At 71.7% G+C, this 19,989-nt stretch carries 18 protein-coding genes; 10 read left to right on the top strand and 8 right to left on the bottom strand.

Annotated features, from left to right (window positions below; genetic code table 11):
* The first annotated feature begins 66 nt into the window (after nucleotides 1-66).
* A complete protein-coding gene (locus E6W39_RS40915; protein WP_228717944.1) occupies nucleotides 67-219 on the top strand; it encodes a hypothetical protein in 153 nt (50 codons plus the stop codon).
* A gap of 207 nt (nucleotides 220-426) precedes the next feature.
* Nucleotides 427-990, top strand: a complete 564-nt coding sequence (locus tag E6W39_RS40910) for a Shedu immune nuclease family protein (protein WP_228717943.1) — start codon at nucleotides 427-429, stop codon at nucleotides 988-990.
* 629 nt (nucleotides 991-1,619) lie between these two features.
* Here the strand turns inward: E6W39_RS40910 and E6W39_RS03495 are convergent.
* Nucleotides 1,620-2,429 (bottom strand): exodeoxyribonuclease III, encoded by an 810-nt coding sequence (locus E6W39_RS03495; protein WP_141632212.1) that lies wholly within the window; start codon nucleotides 2,427-2,429, stop codon nucleotides 1,620-1,622.
* Nucleotides 2,430-2,721: 292 nt separating this feature from the next.
* Between E6W39_RS03495 and E6W39_RS03490 the strand changes: the two genes are divergently transcribed.
* Nucleotides 2,722-3,525 carry a GntR family transcriptional regulator gene (locus E6W39_RS03490; protein WP_141632211.1) on the top strand — a complete coding sequence of 268 codons (804 nt, stop codon included), beginning with the start codon at nucleotides 2,722-2,724 and terminating at the stop codon, nucleotides 3,523-3,525.
* Nucleotides 3,526-3,645: 120 nt separating this feature from the next.
* Here the strand turns inward: E6W39_RS03490 and E6W39_RS03485 are convergent, their stop codons facing one another.
* The gene (locus E6W39_RS03485; RefSeq protein WP_141632210.1) at nucleotides 3,646-4,824 is read right to left on the bottom strand and encodes an ROK family protein; all 1,179 of its coding nucleotides are present in this window, start codon (nucleotides 4,822-4,824) and stop codon (nucleotides 3,646-3,648) included.
* Between the two features lie 295 nt (nucleotides 4,825-5,119).
* On the opposite strand from E6W39_RS03485, the gene E6W39_RS03480 reads away from it, so the two are divergent.
* On the top strand, nucleotides 5,120-5,827 hold the full coding sequence (locus E6W39_RS03480) for a class I SAM-dependent methyltransferase (RefSeq protein WP_141632209.1): 708 nt from the start codon (nucleotides 5,120-5,122) through the stop codon (nucleotides 5,825-5,827).
* Nucleotides 5,828-5,833: 6 nt separating this feature from the next.
* Here the strand turns inward: E6W39_RS03480 and bioD are convergent, their stop codons facing one another.
* From bioD to bioB, 3 genes are read right to left on the bottom strand one after another with little or no spacing between them, the layout of a single operon-like run.
* A complete protein-coding gene (gene bioD, locus E6W39_RS03475; RefSeq protein ID WP_228717942.1) occupies nucleotides 5,834-6,592 on the bottom strand; it encodes a dethiobiotin synthase in 759 nt (252 codons plus the stop codon).
* Nucleotides 6,589-7,893, bottom strand: a complete 1,305-nt coding sequence (locus E6W39_RS03470) for an adenosylmethionine--8-amino-7-oxononanoate transaminase (protein WP_141632208.1) — start codon at nucleotides 7,891-7,893, stop codon at nucleotides 6,589-6,591. The genes bioD and E6W39_RS03470 overlap by 4 nt, the downstream gene beginning before the upstream one ends.
* The gene (gene bioB / locus E6W39_RS03465; protein WP_141632207.1) at nucleotides 7,893-9,164 is read right to left on the bottom strand and encodes a biotin synthase BioB; all 1,272 of its coding nucleotides are present in this window, start codon (nucleotides 9,162-9,164) and stop codon (nucleotides 7,893-7,895) included. The genes E6W39_RS03470 and bioB overlap by 1 nt, the downstream gene beginning before the upstream one ends.
* A gap of 194 nt (nucleotides 9,165-9,358) precedes the next feature.
* Here bioB and E6W39_RS03460 point away from each other — a divergent pair, with 194 nt between their 5' ends.
* On the top strand, nucleotides 9,359-10,123 hold the full coding sequence (locus E6W39_RS03460) for a hypothetical protein (protein WP_141632206.1): 765 nt from the start codon (nucleotides 9,359-9,361) through the stop codon (nucleotides 10,121-10,123).
* Nucleotides 10,124-10,223: 100 nt separating this feature from the next.
* On the opposite strand, the gene E6W39_RS03455 is transcribed toward E6W39_RS03460, so the two are convergent.
* Nucleotides 10,224-12,722, bottom strand: coding sequence for a DEAD/DEAH box helicase (locus E6W39_RS03455; protein ID WP_407658596.1), 2,499 nt, complete (start codon nucleotides 12,720-12,722; stop codon nucleotides 10,224-10,226).
* 108 nt (nucleotides 12,723-12,830) lie between these two features.
* Here E6W39_RS03455 and E6W39_RS03450 point away from each other — a divergent pair, with 108 nt between their 5' ends.
* Together E6W39_RS03450 and E6W39_RS03445 are read left to right on the top strand one after the other, a co-directional pair.
* The gene (locus E6W39_RS03450; protein ID WP_141632204.1) at nucleotides 12,831-14,009 is read left to right on the top strand and encodes an 8-amino-7-oxononanoate synthase; all 1,179 of its coding nucleotides are present in this window, start codon (nucleotides 12,831-12,833) and stop codon (nucleotides 14,007-14,009) included.
* 47 nt (nucleotides 14,010-14,056) lie between these two features.
* Nucleotides 14,057-14,830: an enoyl-CoA hydratase/isomerase family protein gene (locus E6W39_RS03445; protein WP_141632203.1), complete on the top strand. Its 774-nt coding sequence runs from the start codon at nucleotides 14,057-14,059 to the stop codon at nucleotides 14,828-14,830.
* A gap of 69 nt (nucleotides 14,831-14,899) precedes the next feature.
* On the opposite strand, the gene E6W39_RS03440 is transcribed toward E6W39_RS03445, so the two are convergent.
* Together E6W39_RS03440 and E6W39_RS03435 are read right to left on the bottom strand one after the other, a co-directional pair.
* Nucleotides 14,900-15,553, bottom strand: coding sequence for a GNAT family N-acetyltransferase (locus tag E6W39_RS03440; protein WP_141632202.1), 654 nt, complete (start codon nucleotides 15,551-15,553; stop codon nucleotides 14,900-14,902).
* A gap of 156 nt (nucleotides 15,554-15,709) precedes the next feature.
* The gene (locus E6W39_RS03435; protein ID WP_141632201.1) at nucleotides 15,710-16,222 is read right to left on the bottom strand and encodes a hypothetical protein; all 513 of its coding nucleotides are present in this window, start codon (nucleotides 16,220-16,222) and stop codon (nucleotides 15,710-15,712) included.
* Between the two features lie 449 nt (nucleotides 16,223-16,671).
* On the opposite strand from E6W39_RS03435, the gene tdh reads away from it, so the two are divergent.
* From tdh to E6W39_RS03420, 3 genes are all read left to right on the top strand, one after another.
* The gene (gene tdh / locus E6W39_RS03430; protein WP_141632200.1) at nucleotides 16,672-17,703 is read left to right on the top strand and encodes an L-threonine 3-dehydrogenase; all 1,032 of its coding nucleotides are present in this window, start codon (nucleotides 16,672-16,674) and stop codon (nucleotides 17,701-17,703) included.
* A gap of 45 nt (nucleotides 17,704-17,748) precedes the next feature.
* Nucleotides 17,749-18,942, top strand: a complete 1,194-nt coding sequence (locus E6W39_RS03425; protein ID WP_141632199.1) for a glycine C-acetyltransferase — start codon at nucleotides 17,749-17,751, stop codon at nucleotides 18,940-18,942.
* Nucleotides 18,943-19,042: 100 nt separating this feature from the next.
* A complete protein-coding gene (locus tag E6W39_RS03420) occupies nucleotides 19,043-19,954 on the top strand; it encodes a LysR family transcriptional regulator (RefSeq protein WP_141632198.1) in 912 nt (303 codons plus the stop codon).
* The last annotated feature ends 35 nt before the right edge of the window (nucleotides 19,955-19,989 follow it).

Genomic DNA, 19,989 nt, shown 5'->3' with positions numbered 1-19,989 from the left:
ACACCGGGCACCTCGGAGACCAACTCAAGCTGAAATCCGGCAAAGCCCCACAGAACATCCTCTCAGATGGTGCCCGACACCGGCGCTACCCGTGCCGTCAAGGCGCTCGTCGACACCGGCGACGTTCACGAGAACTTCTGGAAGGTCATCAACTTCCTCCAGGGGTGCGCCGGCCTGAGCACCCCCGCCGACCCCCTTCAGCTGGTGGCCGGAGACTAATCCCAACTGGCCCAGCTGCTGACCGGTCAGGACCGGACGACGGTTCTCGGTGCGGTCAAGACCGCGATCGGCGGTGGCCTTACGGAAGAGGACATCCGGCTGATCAGCAACCGCAAGGAACAGCTCCAGAGGTTCGAGCGACTGCTTACCGATCCGGGTTACTTCCAGCAGGCTGAGAGCCTGGCCACGACACGCGGGCCGGAGGCGGTGTGGCAGGTCTTCTTCGAAGAGAACCAGTGGATCTTCGGCTACGGCCTCAACCTCATCGCCTGCGAATCCATCGACGACGGCAAGCTGGAACGCATCACCACAGGGGCAAGCATTTTCGGCGGGGCCGGAAAGCGCATCGACGCCATCATGCGTTCCAAGGGCCTGATCAGCAGCATGCTCTTCTGCGAGATCAAGACTCACGAGACGGAGCTACTCGCCAAAGTCCCGTACCGATCGGGCGTCTACCAGGCATCGAAGGAGTTGGGCGGGGGCGTGGCCCAGGTTCAGAAGACCGTCAACAAGGCCCAGCAGCTCATCGCCCGCGAGTTCCTCGATCGCATCTACGAGGACGACGGCACCCCGATCGAGGTCGGGCTGTCTACCACTCGGCCCCGACAAGTCGTGGTGATCGGCAGCCTGCAGGAGTTCATCCAAAACGGCGCCGTGAACCCCGCGCAGCTCAGCTCCTTCGAGCTGTATCGGACGTCCATTCAGGACGTCGAGATCATCACCTTCGACGAGCTCTACCAGCGGGCGTGCTCCATCGTCGCGGACCGCTGAGTCTGGTCGGCGTTAGCGCATCGGATCGCGCTTCGCGTCCAGGTGGCAGGCCATCAGCATCATGCTGGCCTGCCACTGCGGGGTGCCGGAAGTCTGGAGTATTTGCTGCCGCCGCGAACGCCGACACCCTGGCAAAGAGCGGATCGTACGGAGCGATAGTTGCCGGAACGAGGACCGCGGGGATCGGACAGCCGGCGGGATCACGTTTGAGTTCGAGATCTCCTGAGCGGCGGCTACCCACACCGGGGTTCCGCCGCCGGATTCCACCACCCCCCCCCGCACATCATCGATGACGGCCGGGGGTTCGTCGAGTCGGCCAGGCGGTGACAGCGTTCTCCAGGAGGCGTGGCGACCCGGCGGCGACCGCAGCCGTCAGGTGGTTCACGAAGCGGGTGAAGCCCGGGGTGGTTGCAGCGCCTGTGTTGCGAAGGCGCCTTCCGCCAGTGGGTCCAGGGTTTTACAAACCGAGGAATTCCCGGAAGATCAACTGACGCACGCTCAGAACCTAGCGGAACCTGGCGATCGCTGTGTAGCCAATCTGCGGGGCTGTAGCGGCTGCGGCAGTCGCTCCAGGCGGGTCGTGCGACGACCGCAGCAGCCAAAGTCAGTTACCTGAAATTCTCTCAGTGCTAAAGGAGTTGATCGAGGTCGAAGACGGCGGTCACCGGTGCGTGGTCGCTCCATCGCTCGGCATGGGAGGCCGGCCGCTCGACGTGGGCCTTGACGCAGGAGTCCGCGAGTTTCTGACTGGCCATCAGATAATCAATCCTCCAGCCGCTGTCGTTGTCGAAGGCCCGGCCGCGGTAGGACCACCAGCTGTAGGGGCCGTCCTGGTCGGGGTGGTGGCGGCGGACCACGTCGACGTAGCCGGCCTCGTCGAGGACTCGGGTGAGCCAGGCGCGCTCCTCGGGGAGGAAGCCGGAGGCCTTCTGGTTGGCCTTCCAGTTCTTCAGGTCGGCCTGCTGGTGGGCGATGTTCCAGTCGCCGCAGACCAGGACCTCGCGGCCCTCGGCGGCTGCCCTGGTGCGCAACTCGGTGAGGTGGACCAGGAATTCGGCCATGAAGCGTTCCTTCTCGGTCTGCCGCTCGGTGTCCACCTCGCCCGAGGGCAGGTAGAGGCTGGCGATGGTCAGGCCGGGCAGGTCGATCTCCGCGTAGCGACCGGAGCCATCGAACTCCGTTGAGCCGAAACCGATTTGGGTGCGCTGCGGGGCGGTGCGGGAGAGCACGGCCACCCCGGCGCGGCCCTTGGCGGCGGCCGGCGCCCAGAGGGTGTGCCAGCCGTCGGCGTCCCGCAGCTCGGGCGGCAGCTGGGCGACCTCCGCGCGCACCTCCTGCAGGCAGACCACATCCGCCGAGGTCGCGGCGAGCCACTCGAGGAAGCCCTTCTTCGCCGCGGCCCGGATCCCGTTCACATTCGCAGTCGTCACCACAGTCACCCGCGCAGCCTACCTGCCGGGTGCGGGCGGCCGGTCAACGTGAAGGCCGGATGAAGGTCCGTTGCGCGGCGGTCAAAGCCTTGGCATTGGTCTTGACCATCTCCCGGCGCACCACCTAGGGTCCCTTACTGCAAAGACCTTTAATAAAGAAGGACGGATAAAGCCCCGGCCTGCCACCAGGCAGAACCCGCCCCGCAGCAGGCGCCTCGGCGGCCGGAGCCAGCCGCGCCTTCGGGATGCCGGACGCGCGGCCGTACCACAGCGGCCCGGGCCGGCCAGGGTGGAGGACACGGTGGGGACAGCTCAGCTCGCGGCGGTACCGGAGCCGAAGTACTGGCACCTGCGCACGGTGCTGCTGCGCGCCATCACCTCGGAGTTCGCCACCGGTGAGGTGATCCCGAACGAGCGTGAGCTGGCCGCCCGGTTCGGCGTGGCCCGGGCCACCCTGCGGCAGGCGCTCGACCAGCTGGAGCTGGAGGGCCGGCTGGTCCGCCGGCGCGGCATCGGCACCCTGGTCGCCGCGCCCCGGGTCGGTGTGCCGGTCAGCCGCCGCGACGAGGGCTGGCCCGGTGGCAACCGGGAGCAGGTCTGGCAGACGGTCGGCTGCACCGTGGCCCCCGCCGGTGAGCGGCTCGCCGGGGCGCTGGGTGTGCCGGCCGGCGAGACCGTGCACAGCGTGCGCCGGATCCGGGTGGCCCAGGGCCAGATCGTGGCCACCGAGGCGCTGCACGTGGCGGACTCCGCACTGCCCGCGCTCCCCGAGATCCGCCTCTCCGGTGCGGGGGAGGAGGCTGCCGAGGGTGCCGCCGACGGCGAGGAGCAGGGCCGCGCGGTGCTGCGCCGGCTGGAGCGGCTGACCGTGGACGGCGAGTCCCGCGCGGTCGAGCTCGGCGTGGCCGAGGCCGACGAGGCCGCGCTGCTGCAGCGGCCGCCGGGCACCCCGGTGCTGGTGGTCACCACCCAGTACGCCGCCGCGGGCCGACTGGCCGCCCTGGCCGTCTCCACCTACCGCGCCGACACCTGCCGCCTCACCTTCGGCGAGACCGGCCTGGTCGAGGTCACCCCGGTCCCGGCGGCGGTCCGCAGCGCCAGCTGAAGCCGCCAGCTGACGAGACGTCAAAGACGAGACGTCAAAGACGAGACGAAGGACGAGACGTCAAAGGCGAGACGTCAAAATGGGCCCCCGTTCATACCAGGACGGGGGCCTGACTGCCTGTCAGCCACGTGCGGAGACCGGCTGATCCACCGCGAACAGCTGCTCCTCCACCTGGTCGAGCGCCAACCGCAGTGCCCCAAGCGCCACCACGTCCTCGCCCAGTGTGGAGAGCGCCACCTCGGGCGCCCGCAGGCAGTAGCGCGCGAGCTGCTCGCGCAGCGGCTCCAGCACGTCGTTCAGGCCGGCCGCCCAGCCGCCGATCACCACCAGCTGCGGATCGATCGCCAGCACCAGCGCCGCGACATCGTGCACCAGCCGGCGCAGGAAGCGGTCCATCGCCACCCGGGCCACCTCGTCGCCCTCGCGGGCCAGGGTCAGCACCCGGGCCACCGCCGCCTCGTCCAGCGGGTCCAGCGGCTTGCCGGTGGTGGAGAGCAGCCGCTCCGGGGTGGCCTGCTGGCCCAGCAGGTGGAGGGCGCCGATCTCGCCCGCCGCGCCACCGAAGCCGCGGTGCAGCCGGCCGTTGATCAGGGAGCCGGCGCCCGGGCTCAGCCCGGCGAGCACGAACACCACATCGCCCATGCCGACCGCCGCGCCCTGCCAGTGCTCGGCGATCGCGGCCAGGTTGGCGTCGTTCTCGATCAGCACCGGGCAGCGGAACGAGCGGCGCAGCCTGGCTCCCAGGTCCAGGCCGGTCCAGCCGGGCATCGCGGTGCCGAGCCGCACCGAGCCGTCGCCGTCGATGATCCCCGGCGTGCCCACGCCGACCGCCCACAGGCTGTCCCGGGACACCCCGGCCTTGCGCAGCAGCTCGGCCACCGCGCCGCGCGCCGCGCCGAGCCGCTCCTCGGCGTCCATGGTCTCGGTCACCGCGCGGGTGTGGCTGCCGATCTGCTCGCCGGCCAGGTCGGCCAGCACCACCCGGATCGTGTGCACGCCGATTTCGATGCCGAGACTGTGCCCGGCCTCGGCGCGGAACCGGAACCAGCGGGCCGGCCGGCCGCGCTGGCGGCCGCCGTCCTGGCTCTGCTCGACCTCGGCGACCAGCCGGGATTCCATCAGCCCCTCGATCACGCCCTCGACGGTCGGCCGGGACAGGCCGGTGTCGCCGACCAGTTGGGTGAGGGTGACGGCCTGCCCGTCGCGCAGCGCCCGCAGGGTGACCGCGGCGTTGATCCGACGCAGCAGCGAGGTGTCTCCTCCGACGAGTCGATCCGTCAAGTCGCTGCCTTTCCGCATTCGCGCGAGGTCCCTGGTGCGCGGTGACGAGAGTGCGCGGTGCGATCGGTGCGCCGCGGGCGGACGCTTCGCCGATGCCGCGCGCGAGGTGCCGCATCTCGGAGGGCGTCAGCCGGATCCTAGCCCGGGCCGCGACGAGCCCGCGAGCATTCGCGCAGCTCATGCCCCGTTCGAAACCGAAAGTTGACCTAAGGTCGGGCGGTGCGGCGGTGGGCTGTTGATGGGCTCATGGCGCAGGTGTGCCCCGCGCGAGTTGCGGGCACGGCAGGGCGCCGGGGGACATATGCTGCGGCGCATGCCGAACGATATTCCCGTCCTCGAACCGAGCGGAACCCCGGCGCCGGCTGCGGCCGCGTTCCTGGCGGGGCGGACCAGTCTGGCCCCCGTGCCCTTCGTGCCCGAGGTCAGGCTGCACATGGCGGATGACGTCATCACGCTCTGGGAGGAGATGGAGGAGGCCCGCGGTGAGATCGGACTGCCGCCGCCGTTCTGGGCGTTCCCCTGGGCCGGTGGCGTGGCGGTGGCCCGGTACGTCCTGGACCACCCGGAGCTGGTCGCCGGGCGGCGGGTGCTCGACCTGGCGGCGGGCTCGGGGCTGGTCGCCATCGCAGCCGCGCGGTGCGGTGCCGCGGCGGTGCGGGCGGTGGACATCGACCCCGATGCCGTGGTGGCCATGGACGTCAACGCCGAGGCGAACGGCGTCGAGATCGAGCCGGTTGCCGAGGACATCCTCGACGGCGACGGCGGGACGGCGGAGGTGGTCCTGGCGGGCGACGTGTTCTACGAGCGGGCCATGGCCGCGCGGTTCCTGCCGTTCCTCCAGCGGGCGCAGGCCAGGGGAGCGCAGGTGATCGTCGGTGATCCGGGCCGGGCGTATCTGCCGCGCGAGCGGTTCACCAGCCTGGCGACCTACCGGGTGCCGGTGGTGGCCGACCTGGAGGACGCCGAGCACAAGGCCACCACCGTCTGGCAGCTCAACTCGGCGTCCTCACAGGGCGACTGACACGGACTACGCGGGGTGGGCCCGGGCGAACGCCGCCGCGTCCCAGACTCCGCCGAGGGCGGGCGCGAGCGCCGCGGCCGCCCGGTCGGCGAAGCCCTCGGCGGTCGCGACCACCCCGGCGGGCAGGGCGCCGAGCAGCGGTGCGCCGGCGTCCTTGGGCAGGTCGGCGAGGTTGCACCGCATCGCGAGGTCGGGTTCGGCCGGCCAGCTGCCGATCACGATGCCGGGGGTGCGCAGGCCGCGGGCCCGCAGCGCCTCGGCGTTGAGACCGGTGCTGTTGAGGCTGCCGAGTCCGGCGGTCACCACGGTGAGCACCTCGCCACCGGTGGCCTGCGCCATGTCGGCCAGGGTCAGCCCGTCCTCGTTGTAGCGGACCAGCAGGCCGCCGGCTCCCTCGATCAGCACCAGGTCGTGGCTGCTCGTCAACTCCTTGATTTCCAGCGTCACCTGATCAAGGGTCAGGGCCGGAAGTCCGGAGCGCCGGGCGGCCGTGTCGGGGGCCAGCGGCTCGGGGTAGCGGGCCAACTCGCGCAGCGTCACGGTGGATCCGGCGAGCCGGGCCACCTGGGCGCAGTCGCCGGCCTCGCCCGGCGCCACGCCGGTCTGGCCGGGCTTGAGCACCGCCACCGAGCGGCCGGCCCGCACCGCGAGCGCCGCGATCGCGGCCGTCACGGCGGTCTTGCCGACCTCGGTGCCGACGCCGCTGACGAAGAGCAGCTGTCCGGGACTGCCTACTGAGCTGGTCGCCGCGTTCATCGTGCTCATCCCTTCAGCGCCGCGGCCGCGACGGCGGCGCCGATCCGGGCCAGGTCCTCGTCGCCGGTCACATACGGCGGCATGGTGTAGACCAGGTTGCGGAACGGACGCAGCCACACCCCCTCGCGGGCCGCCGCCTCGGTGGCGGCCACCACGTCCACGGGGTGGTCCAGCTGTACCACGCCGATGGCGCCGAGCACCCGGGCGTCCGCGACCCCCGGAGCCCCGACCAGCGGGTCGAGCGCGGCCCGCAGGCCGGTCTCGATCCGCTTGACCTCGGCGGCCCAGTCCTGCCCGAGCAGCAGCTCGATCGAGGCGTTGGCGACCGCGGCGGCCAGCGGGTTGCCCATGAAGGTCGGCCCGTGCGCCAGCACCGGCACCGAGCCCCGGCTGATGCCATCGGCCACCTCGGCGGTGCACAGCGTGGCCGCCATCGTCAGGTAGCCGCCGGTGAGCGCCTTGCCCAGGCACATCACATCGGGCGACACCCCGGCGTGGTCGGCCGCGAACAGCGCTCCGGACCGGCCGAAGCCGGTGGCGATCTCGTCGAAGACCAGCAACACGCCGTGCTGGTCGCAGAGTTCACGCAGTAGCCGCAGATAGCCGGGGGAGTGGAAGCGCATCCCGCCCGCACCCTGCACCACCGGCTCCACGATCACCGCGGCCAGCTCGTCGGCATTGCGCTCGATGGTGTCGGCGAGCTCGGCGGCGTAGGCCGGGTCGACCTCCGCGTCGAAGCCGGCCGGCGGCTCACCGACGAACAGCTGACGGGGCAGTACCCCGCCCCACAGCTGGTGCATGCCGCCGACCGGGTCGCAGACCGACATCGGGTGGAAGGTGTCGCCGTGGTAGCCGCCGCGCCAGGTGAGCAGGCGCTGCTTGGCGGGACGGCCCACCGACTGCCAGTACTGCAGGCACATCTTCATCGCGACCTCGACCGCGACCGAGCCGGAGTCGCCCAGGAAGACGTGCTGCAGCGGCTCGGGCGTGATCTCCACCAGCTTGGCGGCCAGCCGCACGGCGGGCTCATGGGTGAGCCCGCCGAACATCACATGGCTCATCCGGCCCAGCTGGTCCTGGACCGCCTGGTTCAGCACCGGGTGGTTGTAGCCGTGCAGGGCCGCCCACCAGGACGACATGCCGTCGATCAACTCGCGGTTGCCGCCCAGGGGTTCGGCCAGCCGCAGGCGCACACCGGCGGCCGACTCGACCAGGTGCGAGGGCACCGTGCCGGGCATCGGCCCGTACGGGTGCCAGACGTGCGCCCGGTCGAGCGCGACCAGCTCTGCTGCGTTGGTGAGGTCCGACATCAGGCGTTCGGGGCCAGTTCGGTGCCGGCGCCGCGGCGGCGGACGCGGACCAGGTCCTCGCGCAGGGCACCGGCGTCGGGCTCGGCCTGCGCGACCGCCGCCTCGGACTGCCCGGCGGCCTCGACGGCCTCGGCGGGCTCACCGCACGGTCCGCAGCCGCCACCCGCGTGCCCGCCGCAGGCGTGGGCCGCGGCCGTCCCGGCGGCCTCGCCCGAGGAGCCGCACCCGCCGGAGGAGCCGCAGCCGGCGAACTGCTCGGCGTACTCCGAGCGGTGCCGCGGCATCGTCGCCTCGCCCTGGCCCTCGACCTCGAAGCCGGCGTCCTTGATCATGTCCAGGTCCGCCTGGCCCGCCTGGCCCTCGCTGGTCAGGTAGTCGCCCAGGAAGATCGAGTTGGCGATGTGCAGGCCCAGCGGCTGCAGGCTGCGCAGGTGCACCTCGCGGCCGCCGGCGATCCGCACCTCGGTGTCGGGGTGGACGAAGCGGACCATCGCCAGGATCCGCAGGCAGTGCTGCGGGGTGAGGTTCCACTCCTTGGCCAGCGGGGTGCCCTCGAACGGGATCAGGAAGTTCACCGGCACCGAGTCGGAACCGAGCTCGCGCAGCGCGAACACCACGTCCACCAGGTCCTCGGCACTCTCGCCCATGCCGGCGATCAGGCCGGAGCAGGCGGACAGGCCGGCGCCGTGCGCCTTCTCCACGGTGTCCACCCGGTCCGCGTAGGTGTGGGTGGTGGCGATGTCGCCGTAGGTGCCCTCGGAGGTGTTGAGGTTGTGGTTGTAGGCGTTGACGCCGGCTGCGGCCAGCCGCTCGGCCTGGTTGTCGGAGAGCAGGCCGAGACAGGCGCAGATCTCCACGCCCGGGTCGGCGTCCTTGATCGCGGCGATGGTGTCGGTGACCCGGTCGATGTCGCGGTCCGTCGGCCCGCGCCCGCTGGCCACCAGGCAGACGCGCTTGGCGCCGCCGGCCACACCCGCGGTCGCCGCCTGGGCGGCCTCCTCGGGCTTCAGCCAGGTGTACTTGAGGATCTCGGCCTTGGACCCGAGCCGCTGGGAGCAGTAGTTGCAGTCCTCGGGGCAGAGCCCGCTCTTCAGGTTGACCAGGTAGTTGAGTTTGACCCGGCGGCCGAACCACTTGCGGCGAACCTTGCCGGCGGCGGCGACGACGTCCAGCAGGTCGTCGTCCGCGGTGGCCAGCACCGCGAGGGCCTCCTCCCGCGTGGGGAGTTCGCGGTTGAGGCCTTTGGCAACGAGGGTGTCGAGCAGATCCATGCGCTGATCCTGCCTGGCCGACGGCGCGCGGCGCCATAGCGAACCGACCAGAAGATCGCCCGGATGGTGTGCGAGTTGTCACATAGCGGATTTGAGGGATGGTTCGCTCACGAGCCCTTGGCCGGCGGGTCCGCCGGTGGGGCCGCTGCCAACCCTGTGACCTGCGCCTCGATCTTGCTGCATACAATCACCCCATGACCACGCAGGGGGATGAGAGCTCGATATCCGACCGCGCACCCGGCACCCCAGACGCCGTCAGAAACGGCGCGCGCGGCGGGTCCAAGCGGCGCATCGTCGCCTGGTGCGGCGCGATCGCCGTGCTGGGCGCCGGCGGCTGGGTGGTCTCCCGTCCGCATCCCGGCGATCTGCTGCCCGGGCTCGGCAGCACCAGCCAGGACGTGTCCGTGGTGGTGGGCAGCCCGGCGCCGAGCTCGGCGACCGACCCCAACCCGTTCGACGTCAACCGGTACTTCCCGCAGAGCAAGCCGGTCGAGGTCAACAACTACAAGGGCAAGCGGTCCGGAGCCCGGCAGAGCGGCGACTGCAACGAGGTCCTGCAGGACGCGGCGAAGAAGCTCCTCAAGGACGCCGGCTGCCAGGGCTACATGGCCGTCAGCATCAGCCGGGGGGACACCAGGGTGCTCACCAGTGTCACCGTGCTGCGGTTCGCCGACGACGGCGCCGCCGCCAAGGCCGCCGAACTGCTCGCCGGCCAGGGCGCCGTGGTGCGCTTCGTGCTGCCGGACGCCACCTTCGCGGGCACGCCCAGCCCGGCTCCCGGCGCCGCCGCCAAGAGCGACCCGGCGCCCAAGGTGCAGGCGGTGCGGCACTACGTCACGCTGACCAGCTCGCGGTTCGCCGACGGCCACGCCCCGGTGACCCCGCAGGACAGCCAGGACCTGGACGAGGCCACCCGGGCCGGCTCCTACATCGCCGGGACGGCCTTCGTCTGGTCCTGAGCTTCCCGGCCATCCTGAGCTTCGTGACCATCCTGAGCTTCCCGACCAGCCTGAGCCTCCTGATCGACCGTCAGCCGACGGCCGATCAGGAGGCGGACGCTCAGCCGCCCAGCCGGTCCACCGCCATCACCCGCAGCACGGCCCGGCCCTCGGCGTCCGAACCGTAGAGGTCGACCTCGGCGCTGATGCCCCAGTCGTGGTCGCCGGCCGGGTCGTCGAAGATCTGCCGGACCCGCCACAGGCCGGCGTCGTCGTCCTCCTCGATCAGCAGCATCTTCGGGCCGCGGGCGTCCGGACCGGTGCCCAGGTCGTCGTGCTCCTCGTAGTAGACGTCCATCGCGTCCGCCCAGCGGTCCGCGTCCCAGCCGTTCTCGCCGTCCAACTCGCCCAGCGCGCCGTAGTGTTCGAGGGCGGCCAGCTCGACGCGGCGGAACATCTCGTTGCGCACCAGGACCCGGAAGGCCCGGGCGTTGGCGGTGACCGGCTGTGGCTTCGCCTCCAACTCGGCCTGCTCCTCGGTGGGTTCGGTCGGATTGGCGAGCTGCTCCCACTCGTCCAGCAGGCTGGAGTCGACCTGGCGGACCAGCTCGCCCAGCCAGGCGATCACGTCCTTGAGCGCCTCGGTCTTCAGCTCCTCCGGCACCGTCTGCTCCAACGCCTTGTAGGCACCGGCCAGATAGCGCAGCACGATGCCCTCGGTGCGGGCCAGGTCGTAGTGGCCGACGTAGTCGGTGAAGGTCATGGCGCGCTCATACAGGTCGCGCACCACCGACTTGGGCTGCAACTGGTAGTCGCCGATCCACGGGTGGGCGCGGCGGTAGACCTCGTAGGCGTGCTCCAGCAGCTCCTCCAGCGGCTTGGGCCAGGTGATCTCCTGGAGCCGCTCCATCCGCTCCTCGTACTCGATGCCGTCGGCCTTCATCTGGCCGATCGCCTCGCCGCGCGCCTTGTTCTGCTGGGCGGCCAGGATCTGCCGCGGGTCGTCGAGGGTCGCCTCGACCACCGAGACCACGTCCAGCGCGTAGCTGGGGGACTCCTGGTCGAGCAGCTCGAAGGAGGCCAGCGCGAAGGTGGAGAGCGGCTGGTTGAGCGCGAAGTTCTCCTGCAGGTCGACGGTGAGCCGGACGGTCCGGCCCTCCGCGTCAGGCTCCGGCAGCCGCTCCACCACGCCGCCGGCCAGCAGGCTGCGGTAGATGGCGATCGCGGAGCGGATGAGGTGGCGCTGGGCGGCGCGGTCCTCGTGGTTGTCGGTGAGCAGCTTGCGCATCGCCTCGAAGGCGTTGCCGGGCCGGCCGATCACCGCCAGAAGCATCGCGTGGGTGACCTTGAACCGGGAGACCAGCGGCTCCGGATCGGCGGCGATCAGCCGGTCGAAGGTCTCCTCGGTCCAGCCGACGAAGCCCTCCGGCGCCTTCTTGCGCACCACCTTGCGCTTCTTCTTGGGATCGTCGCCGGCCTTGGCGAGCGCCTTCTCGTTCTCCACCACGTGCTCGGGCGCCTGGGCGACCACCTGGCCGACGGTGTCGAAGCCGGCCCGCCCGGCGCGGCCGGCGATCTGGTGGAACTCCCGGGCCCGCAACACCCGCACCCGCACCCCGTCGTACTTGGAGAGCGCGGTGAACAGCACGGTGCGGATCGGCACGTTGACCCCGACGCCGAGCGTGTCGGTACCGCAGATCACCTTCAACAGGCCTGCCTGGGCCAGGCGTTCGACCAGCCGGCGGTACTTGGGCAGCATGCCCGCGTGGTGCACGCCGATGCCGTGCCGGACGTAACGGGAAAGGTTGCGGCCGAACTTGGTGGTGAACCGGAAGTTGCCGATCAGGTCGGCGATGGCGTCCTTCTCCGCCTTCGAGCACATGTTGATGCTCATCAGCGACTGGGCCCGCTCCACCGCCTCCTTCTGCGTGAAGTGCACCACGTAGACCGGAGCCTGATTGGTCTTCAGGAGCTCTTCCAGGGTGTCGTGCAGGGTGGTCCGGCGGTACTCGTAGAACAGCGGCACCGGGCGGGTGGCGGAGCGGACCACGGTGGTGGCCCGGCCGGTCCGCCGCGTCAGGTCGGCCTCGAACCGGCGGACGTCGCCCAGCGTCGCCGACATCAGCAGGAACTGCGCCTGCGGCAGCTCCAGCAGCGGGATCTGCCAGGCCCAGCCGCGGTCCGGCTCGGCGTAGAAGTGGAACTCGTCCATCACCACCTGGCCGATGTCGGCCCGCTCGCCGTCCCGCAGCGCGATGTTGGCCAGCACCTCGGCGGTGCAGCAGATGATCGGCGCGGTCGGGTTGACGCTCGCGTCGCCCGTCATCATGCCGACCTGCTCGGTGCCGAACATCTTGCAGAGGTCGAAGAACTTCTCCGAGACCAGGGCCTTGATCGGCGCGGTGTAGAAGGTCCGCTTGCCCTCGGCCAGCGCGGCGAAGTGCGCGCCCGCGGCGACCAGCGACTTGCCCGAGCCGGTCGGCGTCGCCAGGATCACGTTGGCGCCGGTGAACAGCTCGATCAGCGCCTCCTCCTGAGCCGGATAGAGGGTGATGCCCCGCTCCTCGGCCCACCCGGCGAAGGTGGTGTACAGCGCGTCTGGGTCGGCGGGCCTGGGCATCAGATCAAGGAGGGTCACCGGCCCACCCTACCGTTCGCGCAGCACAGGCCCGGGGTGTGCCCGGGAGCACGTTGCCCGGGGCCCGCCGCGCGTGCCAGGGTGCGGACCATGATCGAGCCGACCACCACCGCCCGCCCGCAGGCCCCGGCCGCCGTCTTCGACTGGCTGGACGAGGCGGCCGAACTGCGCGCCCGCGCCGGCCTCACCCGCACCCTGCGCAGCCGCCCGGCCGACGACCCGGTGCTGGACCTGGCCTCCAACGACTACCTCGGCCTCACCCGCCACCCGGCCGTGACCGAGGCCGCCGCCGCGGCCGCCCGGCGCTGGGGCGGCGGCGCCACCGGCTCCCGACTGGTCACCGGCACCACCGCGCTGCACACCGAGCTGGAGGTCGAGCTGGCCGACTTCTACGGCGTGGAGGCGGCCCTGGTGTTCTCCTCCGGCTATGCGGCCAACCTGGCCGCGCTGACCGCGCTCACCGACCCGGACACCCTGATCGTCTCGGACGCCTACAACCACGCCTCGCTGATCGACGGCTGCCGACTGGCCCGCGCCCAGGTGCACCGGGCCCCGCACGCCGACCCCGCCGCCGTGGCCCGGGCGCTGGCCGAGCGGGCCGAGCCGCGGGCCCTGGTGGTCAGCGACTCCGTCTTCTCGGTGGACGGCAACGCGGCGCCGCTGGCCGAGCTGTCGGCGGCGGCCCGCAGCGGGGGAGCGGCGCTGCTGGTGGACGACGCGCACGGACTGGGCGTGCTCGGGCCCGGCGGGCGCGGCGCGCTGGTCGGCGCGGGCCTGGCGGGCGAGCCGGACACGGTCGCCACCGCCACCCTCTCCAAGTCGCTCGGCGCCCAGGGCGGTGCGGTGCTCGGCCCGCGACGGGTGATCAGGCACCTGGTGGAGAGCGCCCGCACCTTCATCTTCGACACCGGCCTGGCCCCCGCCTCGGTGGGCGCGGCACTGGGCGCGCTGCGCCTGCTGCGGGCCGAGCCGGAGCGCGCCGCCCGGGCCCGCGAGGTGGCCGCGCTGCTGGCCGAGCGGCTGACCGGGGCCGGGCTGCACGCCAGCACCCCGGATGCGGCGGTGGTCTCGGTGCGCGCGCCCGGCCCCGAGCAGGCGCTCGCATGGGCCGCCGACTGCCGCACGGCCGGACTGGCGGTGGGCTGCTTCCGCCCGCCGTCCGTGCCCGACGGCTACTCCCGGCTGCGGCTGACCGCCCGCGCCGACCTGACGGACGCCCAGATCTCGCTCGCGGTGGCCACCCTGGCCCGTACTGCCCCGAGGCCGTAGCCGCTACTGTCTGGGTTCACGAACGTTAACCACCTTGGAGGACCCTCATGACCCGGTTCGTCACCCTCGAGGTCACCGACGGCGTCGGCACCATCCGGCTGGACCGCCCCAAGATGAACGCACTGGACATCGCGATGCAGGACCAGCTGCGCGAGGTCGCCGACGAGGCCGCCGCCCGCACTGACGTCCGCGCCGTGGTGATCTACGGCGGCGAGCGGGTCTTCGCCGCCGGCGCCGACATCAAGGAGATGCAGGCCATGTCGTACACCGACATGGTGGCCCGCGGCGGTGCGCTCCAGGACGCCTTCACCGCCGTGGCCCGGATCCCCAAGCCGGTGGTCGCGGCCATCACCGGCTACGCCCTCGGCGGCGGCTGCGAGCTGGCGCTGTGCGCCGACATCCGGATCGCCGGGGACAACGCCAAGCTGGGCCAGCCGGAGATCCTGCTCGGCCTGATCCCCGGCGCCGGCGGCACCCAGCGCCTGCCCCGCCTGGTCGGCCCCAGCAAGGCCAAGGACCTGATCTTCACCGGCCGGATGGTGGACGCCGAGGAGGCGCTGCGGATCGGCCTGGTCGACCAGGTGGTCCCGGCCGAGGAGGTCTACCAGGCTGCGCTGGCCTGGGCCGGCAAGCTGGCCGCCGGCCCGGCCTGGGCGCTGCGCGCCGCCAAGGAGTCGATCGACCGCGGCCTGGAGAGCGACCTGGACACCGGCCTCGCCATCGAGAAGGCGCACTTCGCGGGCCTGTTCGCCACCGAGGACCGGACCACCGGCATGCGCAGCTTCGTCGAGGAGGGCCCGGGCAAGGCCAAGTTCGCCTGATGGCGCGGGGGCTGCCCGGCTGCGGGCAGCCCCTCGTCAAAGCTCCTTCAGGACGCGCCCGTCAAGCCTTCAGGACCCGCCCGCCGTGAGCAGCACCTCGGCCCCCACCGGCTGGTACCCGGCCGCCTGGAAGACCCGCACGCTCTTCGCGTTGCCCGGCGCCTGCTGCGCCCACACCACATCGCCCTCCGGCACCAGATGCCGCGCACTCACCGCCAGCGCCCGCCCGATCCCGCGCCCCTGCGCACCCGGGTCCACCTCGATGGCCGCCTCCCAGCGCCCGGCCACCCCGCGCCCGAGCACCAGCAGGCCGCCGCCCGGCGCCTCCCAGACCCGCACCCCGTCGCGGAACCGCAGTGCCCGGACCACGCGCGGGTGCTCCCGGTCCTCGATCTCCACCAGCGGCAACGGCGGTTCGCCGGGCAGCCGTTGAGCCACCGTCAGCAGGTCGCTGTTGCCGATCCGCCGCCCGGTCCGCTCCGCTAGGGCCACCAGGAAGTGCGGCGACAGCGGCGCGGCGAGCTGGTCGTGCGAGGCGCCCGCGATGGTCTTGCGGATCCACTGAGGGTCCTCGTCGCTGAACACCACGGCGTGCGCGCAGAGCGCCAGCACCCCGGCCTCCCGCTCATCGGGCTGCGGCACCACCGTGACGCTGCCGTCGGTGGGCGGGAACCGGCCGCGGGCGGCGTCGTCCAGGATCAGGGCCAAGGTCGATTCGTTCATGATCGGCACCCTACGGGCCCGTCCCGGGGCAGCCGTCACCGTCCCCCACCGGCCGTCACCCCCATCGGTCGCGAGCGCCCGTCACAGCCGTCCGCCCGCCTGCGGAATGCGGGCGGGCGGACGGACGCGCTTGAGGCGTCTCACTGCGTCATCGGCTTAGAGGCCGCTCAGCAGGCTCCCCATCTCCTCGTCCAGGTCGGAGCCGTTGAAGGAGCCGAGGTTGACGTCACGGCCGGCGTTGATGATGTCCTTGCCGGCGACCTGGTTGTGGTCACCGACGATCACCGTGCCGAAGTTGCCGCTCGCGTTCTCGTCCGAGTCCTTGCCGTGCTCGTGGTGCCTGCCCTCGTCGTCCCGGCCGTTCTCGTTCCGGCCGTTGTCGTCCCCGTGGTGGTGGTGGTGGTGCCGGTCGCACTTGTCGCCGTGGTCGCGGTCCTCGTCCCGGTCGCACTTGCGCCCGTGGTGGTGCTCGTCGTGCGAGCCGTTGAAGGAGCCGACGTTGGCGTCGCAACCGGCGTTGATGATGTCGTCGCCGGCGACCTGGTTGTGGTCACCGACGATCACCGTGCCGACGTTGCCGGAGAAGGACTGGGCCGAGGCGACGGTGGGCACGGCGGCGAAGCCTGCGGCGGCGGCCACGACCAGCGCCCACTTGATGCGGTGGAGCATGGGTGATTCCTCCAAAACTAGATGGGAACAATGCCGTTGAAATGCCCGTGAATCGGGCACCGAGGCAGTACGCTCATTAGGACACTGGGGCAGCGAGGTCCGCATGCAGATGCGGCCGGGACCTTCCGCCAGTTGGCGGCGTGCCGGTCACGGGTTCGATGGCCACCGGAATTCGAAAATCAGTGGGACAAGGCCGCGAGGTGCCGCTCCGGCGGCCCGCCGTCGCTCGCTGCGCGTCGCCCGTGCGAGTGAGGACCGGCATGGCGCAACGGTCGCCCGGACCCTGCTCGGGCACCATCGTGAAGCCGAGCTGTGGCGGCCGTTAAGAATTCCTCGATGGACCGCACCCCCTCCTACCAGGCAGATTGCTCCCGGGCCCGGCGCGGAATGGCGCCGCGACCGGGCCCCTGGACCCCTCCCGCCCCACCGCCCCGTCAGGAGCCGCAGCCATGAAGGCACTCGTCAAGAAGCACGCCGAGCCCGGACTGTGGCTGACCGAGGTCCCGGAGCCGACCATCGGCCCCGACGAGGTGCTGATCAAGGTGCTGCGGACCGGCATCTGCGGGACCGACCTGCACATCCGCAAGTGGGACGGCTGGGCGCAGCAGACCATCAGAACGCCGATGACGATCGGGCACGAGTTCGTCGGCGAGGTCGTCGAGATCGGCTCGTCGGTCGCCGAGGTCAACGTGGGCGACCTGGTCAGCGGCGAGGGCCACCTGGTCTGCGGCAAGTGCCGCAACTGCCTGGCCGGCCGGCGCCACCTGTGCCGCAACACCGTCGGGCTGGGCGTCAACCGGGACGGCGCGTTCGCCGAGTACGTCTCGCTGCCGGCCTCCAACGTCTGGGTGCACCGGGTGCCGGTCGACCTGGACGTGGCCGCGATCTTCGACCCGTTCGGCAACGCCGTGCACACCGCGCTCTCCTTCCCGCTGGTCGGCGAGGACGTGCTGGTCACCGGCGCCGGCCCGATCGGCATCATGGCGGCGGCGGTCGCCAAGCACGCCGGTGCCCGGCACGTGATGATCACCGACGTCAGCCCGTACCGCCTGGACCTGGCCCGCAAGGTCGGCGTCTCGCTGGCCCTGGACGTCTCCCAGCACACCATCGAGGAGGGCCAGCAGAAGCTCGGCCTGCGCGAGGGCTTCGACGTCGGCCTGGAGATGTCCGGCCGCCCCGAGGCGCTGCGCTCGATGATCGACAACCTCACCCACGGCGGCAAGATCGCGATGCTCGGCCTGCCCGCCGAGGAGTTCGCGATCAACTGGGCCAAGGTGGTCACTTCGATGATCACCATCAAGGGCATCTACGGCCGTGAGATGTTCGAGACCTGGTACGCGATGTCGGTGCTGCTGGAGGGCGGCCTCGACCTCTCCCCGGTGATCACCGGCCGCTACCCGGCCGAGGAGTTCGAGGCCGCGTTCGACGAGGCGGCCGGCGGCCGCTGCGGCAAGATCATCCTCGACTGGTCGAACGTCTGACCCTTCTGCCCCAACTGCCGCACCAGGTACCGCTTTAGGAGAGCTGTGTTCAACTCTGTGCGCGACGACATCCAGGCCACCCTCGACGAGATCACCGAGGCCGGCCTGTTCAAGCCCGAGCGCGTGATCGGCACCCCGCAGAACGCCGAGGTCACCGTGACCTCCGGCGGCCGCCCGGGAGAGGTGCTGAACTTCTGCGCCAACAACTACCTGGGCCTGGCCGACCACCCCGAGGTGATCGCCGCCGCCAAGGAGGCGCTGGACCGCTGGGGCTACGGGATGGCGTCGGTGCGCTTCATCTGCGGCACCCAGGACGTGCACAAGGAGCTGGAGCGGCGGCTGTCGGCCTTCCTCGGCCAGGAGGACACCATCCTCTACTCCTCCTGCTTCGACGCCAACGGCGGTGTCTTCGAGACCCTGCTCGACGAGCGTGACGCGGTGATCTCCGACGCGCTCAACCACGCCAGCATCATCGACGGCATCCGGCTCAGCAAGGCCAAGCGCAAGCGCTACGCCAACCGCGACATGGACGCCCTGGAGCAGGCCCTCAAGGAGACCCAGGACGCCCGCCGCCGCCTGATCGTCACCGACGGCGTCTTCTCGATGGACGGCTATCTGGCGCCGCTGGCCGAGATCTGCGACCTGGCCGACCGCTACGACGCCATGGTCATGGTGGACGACTCGCACGCCGTCGGCTTCGTCGGCCCGAACGGCCGCGGCACCCCGGAGCTGCACGGGGTGATGGACCGGGTCGACATCATCACCGGCACCCTCGGCAAGGCGCTCGGCGGGGCCTCCGGCGGCTACGTCGCCGCCCGCCGGGAGATCGTCGCGCTGCTGCGCCAGCGGTCCCGCCCGTACCTGTTCTCCAACTCGCTGGCCCCGGTGATCGCCGCCGCCTCGCTCAAGGTCCTCGACCTGCTGGAGACCTCGCACGAGCTGCGCGAGCGCCTGGCCGCCAACACCGAGCTGTTCCGCACCAAGATGACCGAGGCCGGCTTCGAGGTCCTGCCCGGCGAGCACGCCATCGCCCCGGTGATGATCGGTGACGCGGCCAGGGCCGGCCGGCTGGCCGAGCTGCTGCTGGAGCGCGGCGTCTACGTGATCGGGTTCTCCTACCCGGTGGTCCCGCACGGCCAGGCCCGGATCCGGGTCCAGCTGTCCGCCGCGCACTCCACCGAGGACGTCGAGCGGGCCATCGCGGCCTTCGTCGACGCCCGGGCGGCGCTGGACGCCTGAGCCCGTCGGCCGGGGCTGAACGCGTGACCTGAGTGCGGTCGACGGGACCCTGTCAAGCCTGTCGTCAGAACTGGTCACAATTCCTGGCAGAATTGACCGGGTGATCGACACCAGACGCCTGCGGACCTTGCGTGCCGTGGCGGACCACCGAACGGTGACCGCCGCGGCCGCCGCGCTCTACCTCACCCCGTCCGCCGTCTCCCAGCAACTGGCCGCGCTGGAACAGGAGACCGGGCACGCACTGCTGGCCCGGGACGGGCGCGGGGTCCGGCTGACGGCGGCCGGCGAGATCCTGGTTGGCCACGCGGACGCCGTGCTGGCCCAGCTGGAGCGGGCCGAAGCCGATCTGGCCGCCTATGCGTCGGGCGCCCAGGGCGAGGTCACGGTGGCCTCCTTCGCCACCGGCATCTCCATGGTGCTGGCCCCTGCGATCGCCGCCCTGGTGGACACCGCCCCCGGTGTGCGGCTCAAGGTGCTGGACGCCGAGGGGGACGCCAGCCTGCCGATGCTGCTGGACGGGCAGGCCGACCTCGCCGTCGCCGTCGAGTACCGGGGCGCGCCGCGCGCCGACGACCAGCGGCTGGCCCGGTACCCGCTCTATGCCGAGCCGTTCGAGGCGGTGCTGCCGCTGGACCACCGGCTGGCCGCCGGGTCGGGCCCGATACCGATGGCTGAGCTGGCCGCCGAGACGTGGATCGGCCCCTACCCGGGCAACCCCTGCCATGACGTGGTGCTGCTGGCCTGTGAGCACGCCGGCTTCGCGCCCCGCCTGGTGCACTCCTCCGACGACTTCCGCGCGGTGATCGCGCTCGCCTCGGCCGGCGCCGGGGTGGCGCTGGTGCCGCGCTCGGCGCTGCGCGGGGTCGAGCTCGACCAGGTGGCGGTGCGGGCCGTGGACAGCGCCCTGGCCACTCGCAAGGTCTTCGCCGCCGTCCGGGGCGGTGCCGAGAAGCATCCGCTGATCCGGCCGGTGCTGCGGGCGCTGGAGACCGTGGCGGCGGGGCTGGGCTGAGCGGGCGCTTTGACCTGCCGGGTTGAGTCGAACGC

The sequence above is a fragment of the Kitasatospora acidiphila genome (assembly GCF_006636205.1).
GTDB lineage: Bacteria > Actinomycetota > Actinomycetes > Streptomycetales > Streptomycetaceae > Kitasatospora > Kitasatospora acidiphila.
The sequence above is the reverse complement of the archived record's forward strand: the minus strand, read 5'-3'. Positions and strand labels throughout refer to the sequence as shown.